Source organism: Sulfitobacter sp. AS92 (genome assembly GCF_038900015.1).
In the GTDB taxonomy this organism is placed as follows: Bacteria; Pseudomonadota; Alphaproteobacteria; order Rhodobacterales; family Rhodobacteraceae; genus Sulfitobacter.
In genome coordinates this window covers 15,135-34,016 of the sequence record NZ_JBBMQL010000013.1, presented here as the reverse complement: position 1 = coordinate 34,016, position 18,882 = coordinate 15,135, and the positions used below count along the sequence as shown (strand labels likewise).

The 18,882-nt window shown below is 62.8% G+C and carries 21 protein-coding genes; 11 read left to right on the top strand and 10 right to left on the bottom strand.

The genetic code is table 11. The features are described from left to right. Window positions 1-118 precede the first annotated feature (118 nt). Complete coding sequence (paaI, locus tag WNY61_RS17015; protein WP_342852636.1) at window positions 119-556, top strand: hydroxyphenylacetyl-CoA thioesterase PaaI; 438 nt, start codon at window positions 119-121, stop codon at window positions 554-556. Then, window positions 556-1,866, top strand: a complete 1,311-nt coding sequence (gene paaK, locus WNY61_RS17010; protein WP_342852635.1) for a phenylacetate--CoA ligase PaaK — start codon at window positions 556-558, stop codon at window positions 1,864-1,866. Before paaI ends, paaK begins: the two co-directional genes overlap by 1 nt. Before the next feature lie 11 nt (window positions 1,867-1,877). Here paaK and WNY61_RS17005 read toward each other — a convergent pair whose 3' ends face one another. After that, window positions 1,878-2,363, bottom strand: coding sequence for an I78 family peptidase inhibitor (locus WNY61_RS17005; RefSeq protein ID WP_342852634.1), 486 nt, complete (start codon window positions 2,361-2,363; stop codon window positions 1,878-1,880). 155 nt (window positions 2,364-2,518) lie between these two features. On the opposite strand from WNY61_RS17005, the gene mbfA reads away from it, so the two are divergent. From mbfA to WNY61_RS16975, 6 genes are read left to right on the top strand one after another with little or no spacing between them, the layout of a single operon-like run. Continuing rightward, window positions 2,519-3,493, top strand: a complete 975-nt coding sequence (gene mbfA / locus WNY61_RS17000) for an iron exporter MbfA (RefSeq protein ID WP_342852633.1) — start codon at window positions 2,519-2,521, stop codon at window positions 3,491-3,493. 55 nt (window positions 3,494-3,548) lie between these two features. Further along, window positions 3,549-4,478 (top strand): AEC family transporter, encoded by a 930-nt coding sequence (locus WNY61_RS16995; RefSeq protein ID WP_342852632.1) that lies wholly within the window; start codon window positions 3,549-3,551, stop codon window positions 4,476-4,478. 28 nt (window positions 4,479-4,506) lie between these two features. Then, window positions 4,507-5,340, top strand: coding sequence for an S-formylglutathione hydrolase (gene fghA / locus WNY61_RS16990; RefSeq protein WP_342852631.1), 834 nt, complete (start codon window positions 4,507-4,509; stop codon window positions 5,338-5,340). Window positions 5,341-5,343: 3 nt separating this feature from the next. Beyond that, complete coding sequence (locus WNY61_RS16985) at window positions 5,344-5,796, top strand: YaiI/YqxD family protein (RefSeq protein ID WP_342852630.1); 453 nt, start codon at window positions 5,344-5,346, stop codon at window positions 5,794-5,796. A gap of 31 nt (window positions 5,797-5,827) precedes the next feature. Beyond that, window positions 5,828-6,448: an HAD family phosphatase gene (locus WNY61_RS16980; protein ID WP_342852629.1), complete on the top strand. Its 621-nt coding sequence runs from the start codon at window positions 5,828-5,830 to the stop codon at window positions 6,446-6,448. After that, the gene (locus WNY61_RS16975) at window positions 6,445-7,359 is read left to right on the top strand and encodes an NAD(P)-binding domain-containing protein (protein WP_342852628.1); all 915 of its coding nucleotides are present in this window, start codon (window positions 6,445-6,447) and stop codon (window positions 7,357-7,359) included. The genes WNY61_RS16980 and WNY61_RS16975 overlap by 4 nt, the downstream gene beginning before the upstream one ends. Here WNY61_RS16975 and WNY61_RS16970 read toward each other — a convergent pair. Further along, window positions 7,356-8,597 carry an MFS transporter gene (locus tag WNY61_RS16970; RefSeq protein ID WP_342852627.1) on the bottom strand — a complete coding sequence of 414 codons (1,242 nt, stop codon included), beginning with the start codon at window positions 8,595-8,597 and terminating at the stop codon, window positions 7,356-7,358. The two genes, WNY61_RS16975 and WNY61_RS16970, sit on opposite strands and share 4 nt — an antisense overlap. 127 nt (window positions 8,598-8,724) lie before the next feature. Here WNY61_RS16970 and WNY61_RS16965 point away from each other — a divergent pair, with 127 nt between their 5' ends. After that, the gene (locus WNY61_RS16965) at window positions 8,725-9,156 is read left to right on the top strand and encodes an Lrp/AsnC family transcriptional regulator (RefSeq protein ID WP_243262086.1); all 432 of its coding nucleotides are present in this window, start codon (window positions 8,725-8,727) and stop codon (window positions 9,154-9,156) included. A gap of 1 nt (window position 9,157) precedes the next feature. Here the strand turns inward: WNY61_RS16965 and WNY61_RS16960 are convergent, their stop codons facing one another. Genes WNY61_RS16960 through WNY61_RS16945 form a run of 4 tightly spaced genes read right to left on the bottom strand, consistent with a single transcriptional unit; the run spans window position 9,158 to window position 12,121 of the window. Next, the gene (locus tag WNY61_RS16960) at window positions 9,158-10,111 is read right to left on the bottom strand and encodes an OmpA family protein (RefSeq protein WP_342852626.1); all 954 of its coding nucleotides are present in this window, start codon (window positions 10,109-10,111) and stop codon (window positions 9,158-9,160) included. Then, window positions 10,108-10,677, bottom strand: coding sequence for a peroxidase-related enzyme (locus WNY61_RS16955; protein WP_342852625.1), 570 nt, complete (start codon window positions 10,675-10,677; stop codon window positions 10,108-10,110). The genes WNY61_RS16960 and WNY61_RS16955 overlap by 4 nt, the downstream gene beginning before the upstream one ends. Window positions 10,678-10,688: 11 nt before the next feature. Next, a complete protein-coding gene (locus WNY61_RS16950; protein ID WP_342852624.1) occupies window positions 10,689-11,405 on the bottom strand; it encodes a GNAT family N-acetyltransferase in 717 nt (238 codons plus the stop codon). After that, window positions 11,402-12,121, bottom strand: coding sequence for a molybdopterin-binding protein (locus WNY61_RS16945; protein WP_342852623.1), 720 nt, complete (start codon window positions 12,119-12,121; stop codon window positions 11,402-11,404). The genes WNY61_RS16950 and WNY61_RS16945 overlap by 4 nt, the downstream gene beginning before the upstream one ends. Before the next feature lie 48 nt (window positions 12,122-12,169). Between WNY61_RS16945 and sfsA the strand changes: the two genes are divergently transcribed. Both sfsA and map read left to right on the top strand, forming a co-directional pair. Further along, a complete protein-coding gene (gene sfsA / locus WNY61_RS16940) occupies window positions 12,170-12,877 on the top strand; it encodes a DNA/RNA nuclease SfsA (RefSeq protein ID WP_342852622.1) in 708 nt (235 codons plus the stop codon). A gap of 51 nt (window positions 12,878-12,928) precedes the next feature. Continuing rightward, a complete protein-coding gene (gene map, locus WNY61_RS16935) occupies window positions 12,929-13,759 on the top strand; it encodes a type I methionyl aminopeptidase (RefSeq protein ID WP_342852621.1) in 831 nt (276 codons plus the stop codon). A 30-nt stretch (window positions 13,760-13,789) separates the two neighbouring features. Here map and WNY61_RS16930 read toward each other — a convergent pair whose 3' ends face one another. The 4 genes from WNY61_RS16930 to WNY61_RS16915 form a co-directional block, all read right to left on the bottom strand. Further along, window positions 13,790-14,866, bottom strand: a complete 1,077-nt coding sequence (locus WNY61_RS16930) for a DUF1513 domain-containing protein (protein WP_342852620.1) — start codon at window positions 14,864-14,866, stop codon at window positions 13,790-13,792. Beyond that, entirely contained in the window at window positions 14,866-15,852 is a 987-nt protein-coding gene (locus WNY61_RS16925) for an imelysin family protein (RefSeq protein ID WP_342852619.1), read from the bottom strand. The genes WNY61_RS16930 and WNY61_RS16925 overlap by 1 nt, the downstream gene beginning before the upstream one ends. Beyond that, a complete protein-coding gene (locus WNY61_RS16920; RefSeq protein WP_342852618.1) occupies window positions 15,852-17,393 on the bottom strand; it encodes a di-heme oxidoredictase family protein in 1,542 nt (513 codons plus the stop codon). Before WNY61_RS16920 ends, WNY61_RS16925 begins: the two co-directional genes overlap by 1 nt. A 100-nt stretch (window positions 17,394-17,493) precedes the next feature. Next, window positions 17,494-18,756, bottom strand: coding sequence for an imelysin family protein (locus WNY61_RS16915; RefSeq protein ID WP_342852617.1), 1,263 nt, complete (start codon window positions 18,754-18,756; stop codon window positions 17,494-17,496). Window positions 18,757-18,882: the final 126 nt, after the last annotated feature.

Below are 18,882 nucleotides of genomic sequence, written 5' to 3'. Positions count from 1 at the left end.
GACCCTGAAGGGGGCCAAATCAAGCCCTGACATGGTCAAATGCGCCGCTCAAATTTTCTTGAAAGCGTTACAGAATTGTGCAACCAATCTGAAAAATGAAACACAAAGGCATGGCGAAATGACCCCAGAAGCCCGCGCCCGCAAGTGCGCCGACGTGATGTTCGCCCAAGATTCCGCCTCGGCTGGACTGGGCATGACCATCGACGACGTGACCCCCGGCGGCGCGGTTCTGTCGATGTCGGTGCGCGCGGAAATGCTGAACGGGCACGGCATCTGCCACGGCGGATTTATCTTCACACTGGCCGACAGCGCTTTTGCATTTGCCTGCAACAGCTACAACCAAACCACTGTCGCCCAGCAAAACCAGATCACCTATCTCAGCCCCGGCCAGCCGGAGGAGCGGCTGACCGCCACCGCCCGCGAAGTGTCGCGCAGCGGGCGGTCGGGCATCTATGATGTGACCGTCACGGGTGAGGATGACCGTGTCGTGGCCCTGTTTCGCGGGCTCTCCCGCACCATCAAGGGCCAGCTATTTACCGAGGAGGAGCCGACCTGATGAAAGACCTGACCCCCGCGAAGGACACGCTCGACCCGATTGAGATCGCCAGCCGGGACGAGATCAGCGCCCTGCAATTGGGCCGTCTGAAATGGTCTCTGCGCCACGCCTACGACAATGTGCCATTCTATAAGAAGAGTTTTGACGATGCGGGTGTGCATCCGGACGATCTGAAAGACCTGTCGGACCTCTCGCGCTTTCCTTTCACGGTGAAAACCGATCTGCGCGACAATTACCCCTTTGGCATGTTCGCTGTGCCGCGCGATCAGGTGGCGCGCATTCATGCGTCTTCGGGCACCACCGGACAGCCGACCGTGGTGGGTTACACTAAGGACGACCTCGCCAATTGGGGCCAAGTTGTAGCGCGTTCGCTGCGCGCGGCAGGGATGCGTCCCGGCGATATGCTGCACAACGCCTATGGCTATGGGCTTTTCACTGGCGGCTTGGGCATCCACCTTGGCGCCGATGCGCTTGGCCTCTCGACCGTGCCAATCTCAGGCGGGATGACCCCACGCCAAGTGCGGCTGATCGAGGACTTCCAGCCCAAGGGCATCACGGTGACGCCCTCCTACGCCCTGTCAATTTTGGATGAATTCGCCAACCAAGGCATCGACCCGCGCCAATCCTCGCTTGAGGTTGGTATCTTCGGAGCCGAGCCGTGGACCAACGCCATGCGTCTGGAAATCGAACAGGCCTTCGACATGCATGCGGTCGATATCTATGGCCTCAGCGAAGTCATGGGGCCGGGCGTATCGATGGAATGTGTGGAAACCAAGGACGGGCTGCACATCTGGGAGGATCACTTCTACCCCGAGATCATCAACCCCGAAACCGGCGCGCCGGTTGAGGACGGCGAGATGGGCGAGCTGGTGTTCACCTCCCTCACCAAACAGGCCTTCCCGATCATCCGCTACCGCACCCGCGATCTGACACGGCTGCTGGCGGGCACCGCGCGCTCCATGCGCCGGATGGAAAAGGTCACGGGCCGCAGCGACGACATGATCATCCTGCGCGGGGTGAACGTCTTCCCCACCCAGATCGAAGAGGCGTTGATGGCCACACCGGGCCTTGCGCCGCATTTCCAGATCGAGCTGTCGCGCCCCGACCGGATGGATCAGATGCGCGTGCTTTGTGAATGCGCGGATGCCAGCATCACCACCGACGCCCGCACCGCGGCGATCAAGGCGCTCTCGGCCCAAATTAAACAAACGGTCGGCATCTCGGTTAAGGTTGAGGTCATGGACGTGGGCGGCGTTGCCCGGTCAGAGGGCAAAGCCGTGCGCATTCTCGACAAGCGACCGAAGGTCTAGACACCTTTAGCCTAGCCGCAGGTGACCCGTGCGATCTTTCCTTCCGCGTCCAACACGATGTTGGTGCGGTTGGGGTTGGCGTCCATAGTCACTGAATCGCCCTCGGTATAGACGCGCTTGGGCTCTGACACGATGCTTGCAGCGGCACGTGGGCGTCCAACCAGACCCCACCAGCTGCCCTCCTTACAGGATTCCGCCAGTGGCTTGGCAGGCGTGGGCGCGGTCGATGTGCTTGAGCTGCTGGAACTGCTGGATGGCTCATTCACCGCATTGATGACCGAACTGGGCAGGGGTTTGGGCTTGGGTTTGGTCGAGGCGGCGGCTGTTTCTGTTCGTGCCGGGCGGGGCGCTGTCTGGGCGGGCGGTGTCGTTGTGGCCCTCGGAGGCGTTATCTGTGCCGTCGGCGCCGTGGGTGCCGGAATGGGGTTTTGCACCGGTGCAGTCGCCACTTCGGCGCAGCCTGCCACCAATAGGGGTGCCAAGAAAACTAATCTCATGTTCCAAACCTCGTAATTCGCGTGGCGTCGGAGCAAGGGCCGACCATCCCGCAACAGGTAGGTCCATCCCGCGCGCCGCCAAGGGCAAGGCGCTTTGCATTTGCTGGAACCCGCCGATAACACTACTGTAAGCGCCAGATCACGGAGCCTCCCCCATGCGATTTTCTTTCAACCGCAAACGTTTCAAAGACCTGAACGAACAAGAGGTGCTGGCGCTCGCCATCTCCTCCGAAGAGGATGACGCGCGCATCTATCGGGGCTACGCCGAACGGCTGCGCGCCGAATACCCCGACAGCGCCGCCGTCTTTGACGGGATGGCCGAGGAAGAAAATGAACACCGCCGCCGCCTCATTGACCTACACCGCAGCCGCTTTGGAGAGGTGATCCCCCTCATCCGGCGCGAGCATGTTTCAGGTTACTACGCGCGGCGCCCAGTCTGGCTGATCGAGAACCTCTCGCTGGAACGCATCCGGCAAGAGGCCGCCGCGATGGAGCAGGACGCCGAGAAATTCTACCTCGCCGCAGCAGCCCGCACCACTGACGCTGCCACCCGCCAGTTGCTCGGCGATCTGGCCGCGGCCGAGGCAGGGCACCAAGACAGCGCGCAAGATCTGACCGAAAAACACCTCAATGACGACAGCCGCAGCGACGAGGACAGCCGCGCGCATCGGCAATTCCTGCTGACATGGGTGCAGCCGGGGTTGGCGGGTCTGATGGACGGGTCCGTCTCAACCCTCGCCCCGATCTTTGCCACCGCCTTTGCCACCCATAACACATGGACGACCTTCCTTGTCGGCCTCGCCGCCAGTGTCGGCGCGGGCATCTCGATGGGGTTTACTGAAGCCGCGTCTGACGATGGCGAGTTGTCGGGCCGGGGATCCCCTATCAAACGCGGGGTGGCGTCGGGCGTGATGACCACTGTGGGCGGCTTGGGCCATGCGCTGCCGTATCTGATCACCGACTTCTGGACCGCGACCGTGGTGGCGATCATCGTCGTCTTTGTGGAGCTTTGGGCGATCGCGTGGATCCAGAACAAGTTCATGGAAACACCCTTTTTCCGCGCCGCTTTCCAAGTTGTGCTGGGCGGCGCGCTGGTCTTTGCCGCCGGGGTGCTGATCGGCTCGGGCTAAGGCAATGCCCCCTGCCCCATTGCACCCCGCGAGCGGGCTGGCTAATGCTTGACCCATGGTCGCGATCTTCCTAAAAACCCTGCCGTTCTTTGCGCTGATCGGCCTTGGCTATTGGGCCGGGCGCACGCGGTTCTTCTCAGCCGAAGCGACGGCTTACCTCACCAAATTCGTCTTCTACTTTGCCCTCTCGGCGATGCTGTTCCGCTTTTCCGCCAATCTGTCACTGGCCGAGGTTTGGGACAGCCGCCTTGTCGCCGCCTATCTTTGGGGAACAGCTTTCGTCTATGCCATCGCCAGCCTCGTCGGTTTCCTGCGCAGGCTCGACGTAGCAACCAACGGGATCGAGGCGCAATGCGCGGTGATTGGCAACACCGGCTTTCTAGGCGTGCCGATGCTAACGCTGCTCTTGGGGCCAGAGGCGATCGGCCCGGTGCTGCTGGCGCTGACCGTCGACATGATCATTTTCTCAAGTCTGATCGTGATCCTGATTGTCGGGTCGCGCGAGGGGCAATTGCGGCTCGCGACCCTCAAGATCGTCGGGCTTGGGCTGCTGAAAAACCCGATGATCGTCGCCATCACCTTGGGGTTCCTCTGGTCCGGCTTCGGCATCCCGATCCCAGTACCGCTGAACGAATTCCTCGCCATCCTCGGCGGGGCCGCCACCCCCGGGGCGCTTTTTGCCATTGGTGCCTCGCTTGCCTCCAAATCCGCCGAGCGGATCGAAATCGCGGGCTGGCTGACCTTTTGCAAACTGGTGCTGCACCCGCTTTTCGTGGCCTTCGCGGCGCTGTTTCTTTTCGGCGTCGATCCCTACAAAGCCGGGGTCATCATTGCCACGGCATCCCTCCCGGTGGCGGGCAATGTCTATATGCTCGCCCAACATTACGGCGTCGCCCCTCAGCGCGTCTCCGCCGCCATTCTCGTCTCAACCACGGTCAGTATCGTTACCGTCAGCCTTGTCGTAGGCTGGGTTTCGGCGCTGTGACACATTCAAGTTCGAAAGGAACGCTGCCATGAAAACCATCTCGGAAAACGCCTGTTTCGGTGGCACGCAGGGGGTCTACTCCCACAACTCCGACGCCTGCGGCTGCGACATGACCTTTGGCCTCTTCCTACCTGCCGAAGCCCAAGACGGCCCGGTGCCGGTGCTTTGGTATCTGTCGGGTCTGACCTGCACCCATGAGAACGCCATGACCAAGGCGGGCGCGCAGCTTTGGGCGGCAGAGCATGGCATCGCAGTGGTCTTCCCCGACACCTCGCCGCGCGGCGATGATGTGGCGGATGATGAGGCCTACGACCTCGGCAAAGGCGCGGGTTTCTATGTGAATGCCACGCAGGAGCCTTGGGCGACGCATTATCAGATGTGGGACTATCTGGCCGATGAACTGCCCGGCTTGATCGGCGAGAACTTCGCCATCGATATGGAGCGGCAGGGCATCACTGGGCACTCCATGGGCGGCCACGGCGCGTTGACCTTGGCGATGAACCTGCCGGAGCGCTTCCTGTCGGTCTCGGCCTTCGCGCCGATCACCCATCCGACGTCGAGCGATTGGGGCAAAAAGCAACTCAGCGCCTATCTGGGCACGGATGAAACCACATGGGCCAAGCATGACAGCACGCTGCTGATGCGCGAAAAGGGCTTTGATGGCCCGATCCTGATCGACCAAGGCAGCAGCGATCAGTTCCTTGATCTGCTGAAACCCGAAGCATTGGCCGAAGCCATGACCGCTAAACGCCAGCAAGGCACGTTCCGCATGCAGCCGGGATATGACCACAGCTATTTCTTTGTGGCGAGTTTCATGGAAGATCACGTGGCTTTCCATGCCGACGCGCTCTATGCGGGCTAAGCCATGACCGCGCTCTACATCGACGCCGACGCCTGCCCCGTCAAAGCCGAGGCCGAACGGGTGGCGACCCGCCATAAGGTCACCATGTACCTCGTCTCGAACGGCGGTTTGCGCATGTCGCAAAATCCGCTGGTCGAAGTAGTGATCGTGCCGGACGGGCCCGACATTGCCGACATGTGGATCGCTGACCGCTGCGGAAAAGGCGATGTGGTGATGACGGGGGATATCCCACTGGCGGCCAAATGCGTCGAAGCGGGTGCGCGGGTGCTGAAACACAACGGCGAAGCGCTGACGCAGGCCAACATCGGCAACGTGCTGGCCACGCGTGATCTGATGACCGACCTGCGCGCCGCCGACCCCTTCCGCCAAGGCGGCGGCAAGGGGTTTACAAAGACCGACCGCTCGCGCTTTCTCGAGGCATTGGAGCGGGAACTGCGCGCGGCGGCGCGCGGCTAGCCCGCGTTAGAGAATTGTTAGGGCAAGTGATATGACACCACAGGCAGTCGTTTTCGACATCGGCAATGTGCTGATCGAATGGCAACCAGAACGCTTCTACGACAGCGTCATCGGCAAAGACCGCCGCCGCGCAATGTTCGAGGCGGTTGATCTGCACGGCATGAATGACCGCGTCGACAGCGGTGAAAACTTCCGCGACACGATCTATGCCACGGCTGAGGAATACGCCAACTGGCGAGATGAAATCCGTCTTTGGCACGACCGCTGGATCGAGATGGCCGCCCCGGTGATCGACCACTCCCTACGGCTGATGAAAGCGCTGCAAGCGCGTGGCGTGCCGGTCTTCTCGCTCACTAATTTTGGCATTCAAAGCTATGACCACGCGGCGACGCACTATCCTTTCCTGCGCGAATTTGACCGCGATTTCATCTCGGGCCATCTGGGCATGATCAAGCCAGTGCCTACCATCTACGAGGCGGTCGAGCAGGGCAGCGGCCTGCCGGCGCAAGCACTTCTCTTCACCGATGACCGCGCCGACAACATCGCCGCCGCCGCCGCACGCGGCTGGCAGACGCATCACTTCACCGGGCCGCAAGGCTGGGCCGACCGGCTCGTCAACGCCGGGCTGCTGAGCCGGGAGGAGGCCGCATGACCAACTTCCCCAATATTTCCTTCGTCGAAGGTGAGGCGCTGCTGGATTGGATCGCGCTGACCGACGCGCTGGCGGCAGGCCACGATCTGCCCAAGGCCGAAATCGGTGACACTTTCCTCTATCGCGGTAAGGATACGCTCTTGAGCCGCGCGGCTTGGATCGACGGGCTAGGCATTGCGGTGAAATCGGCCACGATCTTCCCCGGCAACCCCGACCGCGAAGTGCCGATGGTTAACGGTGGTGTATCTCTGTTTGATGACGAGACCGGGACGCTGGCTGCCACCGTCGACTTCCACCTCGTTACCAAATGGAAGACCGCCGGAGATAGCCTACTGGCCGCACTCCGCCTTGCCCGGCCGGACAGCGAAAACATCCTAATCGTCGGCGCAGGCACCCAAGGCCGCGCGCTGCACGCCGCCTACTCCGCCGCCTTCCCGCAGGCGCGTTTCACCGTTTGGAACCGCACCGCCAAAAACGCCGAAGCCATGGCGGCTGAGCTTAAGATCAACGTGGCCACCGACCTCGAACAGGCCGTGCGCGCCGCCGATATCGTCACCTCTGCCACCATGTCGACCGACCCGCTGATCAAGGGCGACTGGCTGCAACCCGGCCAGCACATCGACCTCATCGGCGCCTACCGACCCGACATGCGCGAGGTGGACGACACCGCGTTGCTGCGGTCGCGTGTCTTCGTCGACAGTTTCGATACCACTGTGGGCCATATTGGCGAAATCAACATCCCGCTAGAGGCAGGCACGATCCTCCGCCACCATCTGATCGCGGATTACTACGACCTCGGGGCCTTCACCCGTCAAAGCGATGACGAAATCACCCTGTTCAAGAACGGCGGCGGTGCACATCTGGACCTGATGACCGCGCGGCACATACTCGAACGTTGGCGGGCGCGTTAAGCTGTCACCAGCCCCTCCAACCGTTTCTCGCGGATCGGCAAGTGGACCACGGCGCTGAACGCCCCCACGGCCACGCCGACCCACCAGACGCCCGTGTAGCTGCCATAGATGTCATACATCCGCCCGCCCAGCCACACACCTAGGAAGCTGCCCAACTGGTGGCTAAAGAAGACGATCCCATAAAGCGTGCCCATATAGCGCAGCCCATAGATATGCGCGACCAATCCGCTGGTCAGCGGCACCGTCGCGAGCCATAGCGCGCCCATGCCGACGGAGAATAGGATCACCGTGACTGGCGTAATCGGGAACATAATAAACAGCGCGGCAATCACCGTACGTCCGACATAGATACCCGCCAAAAGGTACTTCTTAGAGTACCGCTTACCCGCCCATCCAGCGAGCAAAGTCCCAGCGATATTAGCCAAACCGATCAGCGAGATCGCCACCGCGCCGAGCGCCGATGTGGTGGTAATGCCGATGTTATGCAGCACGCCACCGGCCAAAATCGGGCCGCACATCTCGGTCACGAAAGCCGGGAAATGCGCGGTGATAAAGGCCAGTTGGTAGCCACAGGAGAAGAACCCAAGAAAGATCAGCGTATAGGACGGATCGCGGAACGCTTTGCCGAGGATCTGCCCCATCGACTCTTCTAGCTCTGCCCGGCTGGCCATCGCAGGCGCGCGCATCATCGGTAGGGTCAGCAACATCGCAAGGATCACGCCCGCGAAACTGACAAAGGTCATCTGCCAAGACATGAAGCTGAGCATCCACTCCGCCACCGGCGCGCCAAAGACCTGCCCCGCGCTGCCCGCCGCCGTGGCGATGGCCAGCGACATGGAACGGTTGTCGTCTGACGACGCCCGGCCCACCACCGCCAAGATCACGCCAAAGCCCGTGCCAGCGATGCCGAACCCCACCAGCCAGGCATAGGTTTGATGCTCAATCGGTGTGACGGAATTGGCCGATAGCAGCAGCCCCACGGCATAGATGAGCGCCCCGATGATGATCGCCTTCCGGTCGCCAATCTTTTCCGCGAGCGCCCCAAAGATCGGCTGGCCGATGCCCCACGCAAGGTTTTGGATCGCAATGGCGAGGGAGAATTCGCTGCGCGCCCATGCAAATTCTTCGGCAATCGGGATTTGGAACACGCCGAAGGAGGCGCGCACGGCGAAGCTGACCATGATGATGATGCAGCCCACCATAAGGACCGGGGTGAACAGGGGCGCGCGCGTCTGCATGGAGGAAATCCTTTCCGCCGCAGATTATGAGTTTCCCCGCCGCCGTCAATTGGGCATCGCAGGGCAAAGGCTGGCCAGCCTGCCCGCGCTGCCGTAAACCCTAACCAACAAAGCAAACGGAAACCCCATGGACGAAATCGACAATAAGATCATCGCAGAACTGCGCCGCGATGCGCGGATGTCCTATTCTGCGCTGGCCGCCACAACGGGCCTGTCGCGGGTCACGGTCCGCGCGCGGGTTGAGCGTTTGGTCAGTTCCGGCGCGATCTTGGGCTTCACGCTGATCCTGAAGGAAGATATGCGCCACAGCCCAATCCGGGGTCACACCCTGCTGGCCATCGAAGGCGCGGGCACCGACCGGATCAAACGCATCCTTGCGGGCATGCCCGCGGTACAGGCGATCCATTCGACCAATGGTAAATGGGATTTGATTGTCGAGACGGGGACCGAGACCGTCGAAGAACTGGACAGCGTTCTGGGGCAAATTCGGCGCATTCAGGGGGTGAGCTCAAGCGAGACGAACCTGCTGCTGGCCACGCAGATGACGGTTACAAAATAGCTCAGTCGGCAGACAACAAAACCACCTCGACCCGCCGGTTATTTTCGCGGCCTGCTTCGGTCAGGTTGCTACCGCGCGGCGCGAGATAGCCTGCGCCCCGCGCCTCCAGCCGGTCAGGGTCCACGTCATAGCTCTGCACCAACCGTTCCCGCACCGCCTCTGCGCGCTTGCGCGAGAGGACGGTGTTCGCTTCCAAGCTGCCTACCGCATCGGTATGCCCCACCAGCGCCACGCGCAGGCCGGGGTCTGCCTTTAGCAGCTCGGCCAAACGCTCCAAGGTGGCAAAGGGGCCGGGACCAAGCGCCGAGGTGCCGGTTTCGAACTCCAGCCGGGTGAGCACCACATGCCCCTCGGCCTTTAGCGTCGCCGCGAGGTCGCCCGTTGCCGTGGCAAGGTGCACCTCGGCAGTCGCTTCCGGCGTGATCGGCGCGCTTTCGCCCGCAGGCGCATCGCCGCTGCGGGCCTGAACGATTTGCACATAGGCCGAGGTCGCCGCCGTGCTGGCAAGGATGCTGATCGCCTCGGTCGGCGTTCCGTCGTCCGCCCGGCGCAGGGCGGTGATGAAATGAAAGGCGCGCAGGTTGACGTACATATTCGGTCCCGGCAGCACCTCTATGGCGAAACGGAAATCAAAGCCGCCGCATTCAGACGCGGCACAGTCGAGCATGATGTCGTAGCCCGCTTCGCTGAGTTGCTGCCGCAGCGGGTGCATCACCTGCAAAGCCGTCAAGCCCGGCGTGTCCAGCCGCCAAGCGGCCCGGCGCACATCGCCATCCACGTTAACCCGGGCCACCTGCCCTTCAGCATAGACCCCGACCGGCGCGGCATAGCGATCCGGCGCGGTGTTACGCTCTGCCGTCATCCGCGCGGTGCTGGGCAGCGCCAGCTCAAACGCCGCAGCCGGGGCCGCCAGCAGCATTCCGATTAGGGCCGCAGCGACGCCCGCCCGGCTCATCGCGCCTGCGCGTGGTAATCGTCGTTCGGACGCATGTCGGTGGCGCTGGCCACCCGGTTTGTCATGTTGAAAAACCCCGCCACGCTGGCGATGTCGAATATGTCCCGATCAGTGAAGCCCGCATCGCGTAGCGCCTGTCGGTCGGCTTCTTCGACCTTGGCGCTCGCCTCGGTCAGTTTCACGGCGAAGTCCAACATGGCGCGTTGTTTTGTGGTAATCTTGGCAACGCGGTAGTTCATCACCAGCGCCTCACCCAGTTGCGGATCGCCGGAAAGCTCACGCACCGCAGCGCCATGGGCCACAAGGCAGTAGTAGCATTTGTTCACCGACGAGACCGCCACCGCGATCATCTCACGCTCAAGCTTGCTCAGCGCGCTGTCGCCCAGCATCAGATCGTTATACATGCCCGCAAAAGCGTTCAGCTTGTCGATATCAAAGGCATAGGCGCGCAGGACATTGGGCACCATGCCGAGCTTTTCCTGACAGATATCAAAATACTTCTGCGTCGCTTCTGGCAGCGGATCGACCATTGGCAGATCAAGGGCGGTGGGCATGTCGTTGGCCATGGTCTTATCCTTTACTCAGTGCTTTGACGGTAATGATAGCGCCCGACCGGGGCAAAGCCCAGTTTGGCGTAAAGCGCCTGCGCGCGGGTATTTGCATCGACGCAGAGCACCGACAGTTGCTGCGCGCCCTGCGCTTGCCCCCAATGGGCCGCAGCACGCATGATCCAAGTGGCCACGCCTTGGCGCTGTTGATGCGGCAGCACTTCGACGGCGTGCACCATACAGATGTCTTCGTGCACCCCGGCAAAGGCCACGCCGGCGGGTTTCTCATTCCAGCGCGCCAGAATGCCTGTCTTGGTCGCGGCGCGGTCCATCACGGCAAGGCGCGCGGGGCCAACACCTCCGGCCGCCCAGACCTCGGCCATGATCGCCAGCGGCTCCCAAATGCAAAAGGCGGTGACCGGGGGCATTGGTACATTCGTGAGACGGGTGATCGGCGCGCTCAGCACCGTGACCGGATCGACCACGTCATAGCCCCGCGCGGCCAGCAGCGCGTCAAGGTCATCTTCGCCCCCGCGCACCATGAAAAGCGGGCGCTGGTCCATCTCACGCATTGCCGCTTCGGCAGCCGGAATATCGGTATCGGAGATCGCCCCACGCGCTGTCGCCGCCGAAACACGTTTGCCGCCGCCCTGCCCTTCGCGCAGGGTCCATGGCCCGTGATCAAACCGCCGCGCAGCCGGCCATGTCGCGTCGCCCGCATCAAAAAACGCCTGCGCTTTACTCATGCGAAAGCGGCCTTAAGCTTTTCCATCGCCGCTTCGACCATTCCCGGATCGCTGCCCCGGATCACCACATGCGCGCCGTAAATACCGTCTTTTTGAAATGGGTAGCTGCCCATCGACAGATGCGGGTATTCCTCGGCCAGCGCGCCCAACGGCCCGGCAATATCACCCTCGCCCCGGTCAATGCGCAGGGTCTCACTGATTAGCGGCTGTCCACCTGTAAGCCCCGGCAAAACACTGGCGACCATGGCTTCAAACACCGCAGGCACCCCGGCCATGACATGCACATTCTCAACCACAAACCCCGGCGCGGCAGAGACCGGGTTTTCGATCAGCACGGCACCGTCGGGGATACGCGCCATGCGCAGGCGGGCGTCGTTCATCTGAGTGCCCGCGCGGGCGTAATGTTCCGCCAGTATCTGACGCGCATCGTCGCGCACGTCGATATCGCGGTTAAAGGCGGCGGCGATGCAGTCGGCGGTAATGTCATCATGGGTCGGCCCAATGCCGCCCGAGGTAAACACATGCGTATAAACCGCCGAAAGCGCCTGCACGGCGGCGATGATCGCACCATGATCATCCGACACCACGCGAACTTCTTTCAGGTCGACCCCCACTTTCGTCAACTCCCCCGCAAGGTGATGCATATTGCTGTCGCGGGTCCGGCCCGAGAGGATTTCGTCGCCGATCACGATCATCGCGGCGGTGGGGTTTGACATGGGGGCGGCTCCTTGAGGATGGCGTCCCTTCGGTATAGGCCGCGTGCCATGCGCTTTCAAACCCAACTTGTTCCCGCCCGGCTGATCCGCCGCTACAAACGCTTTCTAGCCGATTGCAGGCTGGACGAGACGGGCGAAGAGGTCGTGGCCCATTGCGCCAACCCCGGCTCAATGATGGGGCTGGCAGAACCGGGCAGCCGGATTTGGCTAGAGCCGAACGACGACCCAAAGAAAAAGTTAAACTATGGTTGGCGGCTGGTCGATCATGAGAACGGTCATTTCACCGGGGTCGACACCGCCCTGCCCAACCGCGCAATGAAAGCGGCACTGATCGCGCGCGAGGTGGCGCCACTTGCCGGCTATACCGAGGTCCGGCCCGAGGTGAAATACGGTGAAAACTCCCGCATCGACTTCCTGCTGCGCGGCGATGGCCTGCCCGATGCCTATGTCGAGGTCAAATCAGTTACCCTCTCGCGCCAAACGGGTCTGGCGGAGTTCCCCGACAGCGTGACCGCACGCGGCGCGAAACACCTCGGCGAACTGGCGCGGATGGCTGAAGCTGGGCACCGCGCCGTGCTGCTGTATCTGGTCCAACGCACTGACTGCACGCAGATGACCCTCGCGGCAGATATCGACCCCACCTATGCTGCCGCGTCCCAAGCCGCACGGGCGGCGGGGCTGGAAATCTATGCCATCGGCACCCATATCACGCCCCAAGCCGTCACACTGGCGCAACCGATCCCCTTTACGGGCTGAGCTGCACTGGCCCTCGCCGGAAAGCCACGCTAAATAGGAGCGAACAAAAGGATGGAGAGAGCGGTGAACAACGCACACCGAGGCCGCCAGACACGCGACGGCATTCGCATTTACGAGCCTTCGGATCACGCCGGGATGCAAGCGGCGGGCCGTCTGGCCGCCACGATCCTCGACGAGATCGCAGAGCATGTCTTCCCCGGTCAAACCACCGGAGAGCTTGACCGCCTGATCGAAGAGAAGGTCAACGCCGCCGGCGCGAAATCCGCGACGATTGGCTACAAGGGCTATCAGCATGCCAGCTGCATCTCGGTGAACCATGTGGTTTGCCACGGGATCCCGAGCGACAAGAAGCTGAAAGACGGCGACATCCTGAACATCGACGTGACCGTGATCGTTGATGGCTGGTTCGGCGACACAAGCCGCATGTATGTCGCAGGCAAGCTGCCCCGCAAGGCTGAGCGGCTGATCAACGTGACCCACGACAGCCTGATGTGCGGCATTGAGGCGGTAAAGCCGGGCAATACCTTTGGCGACATCGGCCATGCAATTCAGACATTTGTCGAAGGCCACCGCATGTCCGTCGTGACCGATTTCTGCGGTCACGGTCTGGGGCAGGTGTTTCACGCGCCGCCCAACGTGCTGCACTATGGCCGTCCGGGCACCGGTGCTGTGCTAGAGCCGGGCATGTTCTTTACCATTGAGCCGATGGTGAACCTTGGCCGGGCCGAGACCAAAACTCTGGCCGATGATTGGACAGCGGTAACCCGCGACAAATCTCTGTCGGCGCAGTTTGAGCATTCGGTCGGCGTGACCGAAGACGGGGTTGAGATCTTCACCCTGTCGCCGGGCGGATTGTTTCACCCGACGTATAAGACCGACTAAGACGCGGCGAGGGGCATGGCCCCCGCCCGCCTATGCGTCGATCGCAACCAGATGGTTGTCCCACGCCCGCGTGGCCGTGGTCAGCCCCGAAAGCGTCGCATCCTGTAGCGACAGGATACCGCCCAGTCCGTCCGTGGCGACGAACCCGCCCCGGCCCGGCGCCAACCCGCAGACATCGGCGCGGCGGTGGCTGGCGAGGAAACCACCTTTACTGTCAAACAGATGCAGCCGCCCGCCGCGCGGTGACGTGATGCCGACCGACCCGCCATCTGCGGCAAATGCCACGCTGCCTGCGTAGCCTTCCATGGCGATTTGCTCGGCCAGATCGGCCTCCGCTAGGATCGCTGACTGCCCGCGCCGGTGCAGCCCCAATAACGGCACGCCATCGCCCGGCTCCCCCTGCCATTGCATGGCAAAAGCCACCTGCCCGTCAGGGGCCAGCGCCAGATGGCGGATCGAATTGAGGTGCAGGTCATCGGGCAGTTCGACCTGCTCCAGCATCTCGCCCGAGAGGCTGACATAGGACAGGTTAGGCCGCATATCGTCGATGTTCAGCTTTTCCCGCCCGCTGTCGGGATGGGTGCGAATGCCGCCATTGGCCACGACCAGCACATCCTCGGCCCAGCGGCGAATTTCATGCGGGCCGATCCCGCCCGAGGCGATCTCTCCGATCCGGGCATAGCCCTGCGCGCGAGACCACAGGCCGATACGCCCCTCGCCTGTATCGATCTCATTCTCGCTGGTGGCAAGGATGGCCCCGCCCTTAAGATACGCCCCATGTCCGTAGAAATGCCGTCCCTCCGGCGCGTCGAGCCGATGGGACGCACGGCCCTGCACACAGTCAATCACCAGCGCGAAACGCCCCGGTCGGCGGGCAAAGGCAACCGCCTCAGGCGCAGTGGGATGCGCCGCAGCCGCATGGCCCCGGTCAGGGAGCGGAATGCGGAAAATGTCGTGGCCGGTATCGTCCAACCCAAAGAGCGCATAGGCCCCGGATGGGTCGCGCGCGGCGGCAAGGTAGGCAGGGCTACCAGCGGCAGCCCAGCCCATACGCGGCAGGCCAGTGGCAGCGGCCAAGCCGGCGAGGAAGTGGCGGCGCGAGGGCATCAATCACCATCCGCCGAGTTAAACCCGACCGTGACGCCAAGTGCCGGGGCGATCTCCTCGCCCACCGTTTCCAAGACGGCGCGCACATCATTGTGCAAAGCCTCGACCCGGATGCGGCCCAGCGGGTCGGCCACCCCGGCAAAGACCGGGTCTTCCAAAGCGCGGGCGGCGGTGAGCGCGCGGTCAAAGGCGGCGTCGGTTTCGGGTGTGGGTTGGTCCGACAGAGTGCGGGCAAAGTCCTGCAACGCTTCGAGCGACAGCGCCACATTGCGCAGGCTGCGGCCTGAGCGGCGCGCCTCCGCCACCTGCGGTTTGGGGGCGTCAAAACTGCCCATCGGGCGGCCTAAGCGTTGGTCGGCGACGAACTCCAACCCCGTGGCGAGGGCGGTGTAGAGCGCCTGCGCTGCCTCGCGCAGGCTGAGGAAACGGCTGTTGCCCGCCTCCCCTGCGCTGCTGAGCGTGGCGGCGAAATCCTCACGCCAAGCGGTGTCGACCTCGCGCCCCAGCGCGGCCAGATCGGCAGACATCGCACGAACCAGCGCGCAGCTATAGCTGTCGGTCGCGTAGTCTGCGAAATCTTCGTCATATAGCAGCCGTTCCAGCGCAAAGAAGCCGCGTGCCGCGATGGAGACTTCGGAATAATCCCCGGCCTCTACAATCGGGTCTTCGTCGGCCACCAGCCGCGCCACGCTGCGCCCCACCATGCCGCGTGTGTCTGGCCAAAAGGCGATGGCCAGCCCGCGCCCGTCCTCTTCCAATGGCCCAAGGGTCAGATGCGCGATACCGAGCCACGCATCGAAGGCATCCTGATAGGAAGGCTGCAGCGCCGCGCTGGTACAATCCGCCTGCGCGGCGCTGTCGAGTACTGCGGTTGCCTCGGCAAAGCGGGCAGTTCCCGGCAGGGCGTGATCGTTGATCACCTCGCTCACCCCGGCGAAGGCGGGGGCGGCGGACAACAGAAAGGTGGCGGTCAGAAGGCTGCGCATCAGAGGCTCTCCAAATAGCGGATCAGGGCGTCACGGTCGGCTTTTGGCATCTCCACCACGGCATCGCGGGCGGGCTGTGCTTCGCCCCCGTGCCACAGCACCGCTTCGAGCAAGGATCGCGCGCGCCCATCGTGCAGGAATTGGGTATGCCCGTTGACCTGTTCGGTCAAGCCAATCCCCCAGAGCGGCGCGGTGCGCCATTCGCGCCCATTCGCGCGGCCTTCGGGGCGGTTGTCGGCCAGCCCTTCGCCCATGTCATGCAGCAAAAGGTCGGTCATCGGCCAGATCAGTTGGAAACTTTGCTCTGGTTGATCTTCCAGCCTTTCGGTCACGAATTTCGGCTGGTGACAGGAGGTGCAGCCGACCTCATGGAACACCGCCTTGCCGCGCAGCACCTCAGGATCGCTGACATCTCGGCGGGCGGGCACGGCGAGGTTGCGGCTGTAAAAGGTCACCAGGTCCAGCCCTTCGGCGTCGATCTCTGCCCCGCGCGCGTCACCATCCCCATGCGGCGCGTCTCGGCAGGCGGTCTGCTCGGTGGTGCAATCGCCCCATGCCGCATCAAAGATCGGGGAGGAAATGCCGATGTCGCCCGCGAAGGCGCTGGCGGATTGCTCGCGGATCGTCGGCGCCCCGGCTTTCCAGCCGAAACGGCCCAGCATCGGGCGCGCGTGTTCAAAGGACCAGACGATCTGAGCGCGCCCCGAGATACCGTCGCCATCCGCATCCTCCGGGTCTTCCAGCGCCATGATATCCGCTGCCGGGATCGCCTCGAGCAACCCCAAGCCGATCATCGGCGGGGCCACGCGCGGGCTGAGCATCGCGCCGTCGGCCAAGGGGCCATAGCCGAGGTCTTCGGCGCTGTAGGTGGGGCGGCGCAGGCTGGCTGTTTCGCCGTCAGATAGGGCGACTTCCACCTCTTCATAGCGCACGTCCAGCCGGTATTCGGCCGGATGCCCCGCCGTCCCGAAGTCTTGCAATTGACCGCCATAAACCGGATCAGGCCGCGTGCGTGGGGTGCTGTCGCCCACCGAGAGCAGGAACGCCTCGATCTCACTCATCGCCTCTTCGGGCGCGGCGGGAACCGAGATGCGCAGGAACATCGACACCGCGTCATCCTCCGGCCCTTCGGGCGGATGGCCGCGCCCATCTTTCAGGTGGCAGCGCTGACAAGAGCGCGCGTTGAACAGCGGACCCAAGCCGTCGGAGGCAAGGGTGGAGGACGGCGAGGACACCCAGAGCTTTTTGAACAGCCCGTTGCCCACCTTGAAATCCAACTCACTCTCAAAGGGGATGTTGCCCGATGGTAGCGAAAACGCATCAGCATTGCCGCGTGGGCTGACCGTGGCGGCACCTGCGGGGTTCGTCTCGAAGGGTTCGGGTTTGTCGAATTCGGTCGCAGGGGTCGTCACTGTGGCAATCCGGGCGGCCTCTTCGGCGGTGCGAGGAATCACATTCAGATGCGGCGCATCAAGGTCCGGCGGAGCGGCGAAGGCTGTCGTGGCAGCGGTGGCCAAAAAGAGTTGGATTAAGTAACGCATGACGGCAGCCTTGGCTCTTGGAACGACGGGCACGGCATCCGGCGCGCCCGTCGTTCCGTATCCCCCCGTACCGCAAATGCGGCCCGGGGGGGAGGTTAATTTATTGAAAAACCGCGTCCGGCGCGTCGAGGCTGTCGGAGCCTTCAAAGGCGATTTCATCACCGCCCAAAACGGTCACGGCACGCTCGATCGCGCGGGTCTGGTTGACCAGCGCATCGACCGCGCTCATGATCAACGCTTCGCCCTCGGCATTGCCCCGCTCTAGCATCATGTCATAGCTGAAACCCGCCTCGGCGGCGGTCTTGATCTGACCCAGTTCCACCATGGAAGCATTCAACCCCGCGCGCAGGTCCGCATCGACGGTGGCATCGGCGCTGGCGACGAGATCGGACAGCGACGCACCGGCCACCACGCGGCCATCGACGCGCAGATATTCACCCAAATAAACGTTCCGCACGCCCAAACCATCGTAGTAGTGGCTGTTGTGGGTGTTGTCAGAGAAGCAGTCATGCTCCTCTTCGGGATCGTTCAGCATGACGCCCAGTTTCATCCGCTCACCAGCCTGCTCGCCGTAGGAAAGCGAGCCCATGCCGGTCAGGATCGCGTCGATCCCGGCGTCTTCGTCTTCGAGCACGGCGGCACGTGCGCCACCACCTTCGGCCCACTGGCCGGACATCCATTCCAGATCGCTGACCAACAGATCGGTCGCCGCTTTCAAGTATTCGCCGCGACGGTCACAATTGTCACCGGTGCAGTCTTCGCCGGTCGCGTAGTCCGTCCAAGGACGGTTGCCCGCGCCGTGATCAGTACCGTTCAGGTCTTGGCCCCAAAGCAGGAATTCGATGGCGTGGTAGCCGGTGGCGACATTGGCCTCGACCGCGCCCGCCTCGTGCAACTGCCCTTCGAGCAGGTCTGGCGTGATCGCGGAGGCATCCACCTCTTCGCCGCCCAGCGTGAAACTCGGGTTGGCGATGACGTTCAGTACCGCCAGTTGGTTTTCATCCGTCTCACCGCCGTAGGACGCGTCGACATAATCGATCAGCCCCTCATCCAGCGGCCATGCGTTTACCTTGCCTTCCCAATCATCGACGATGGCGTTGCCAAAGCGGAAAACCTCGGTCTGTTGGTAGGGCACACGGGCGGCGAGCCATGCGGATTTCGCAGCCTGAAGCGCCTCGGCAGAAGGGGTTTCGATCAACGCGTTAACAGCCGCTTGCAGGGTCTGCGCGGTGGTCAGGCTGTCTTCGTAGCCCGCCTGTGCGATGTCGGCATAAGTGCCAAGCACCTCGGCCTTGTCTTGGGCAATTGCCGGAGCGGCGGCGAATGTTATCAGCGCAATGGCCGTGGTCGCTTCGAGGCGCATCGAATGTCCTTCCTTAAATATCACTTTGGCACCGACACGACCTGCGACGGGCCTTCGGGCAATAGGTGACTTAATTAGTCGGAAAAGACAAGAGCCTATGTAGAGAGGGATTGTACTGGGTTAAAA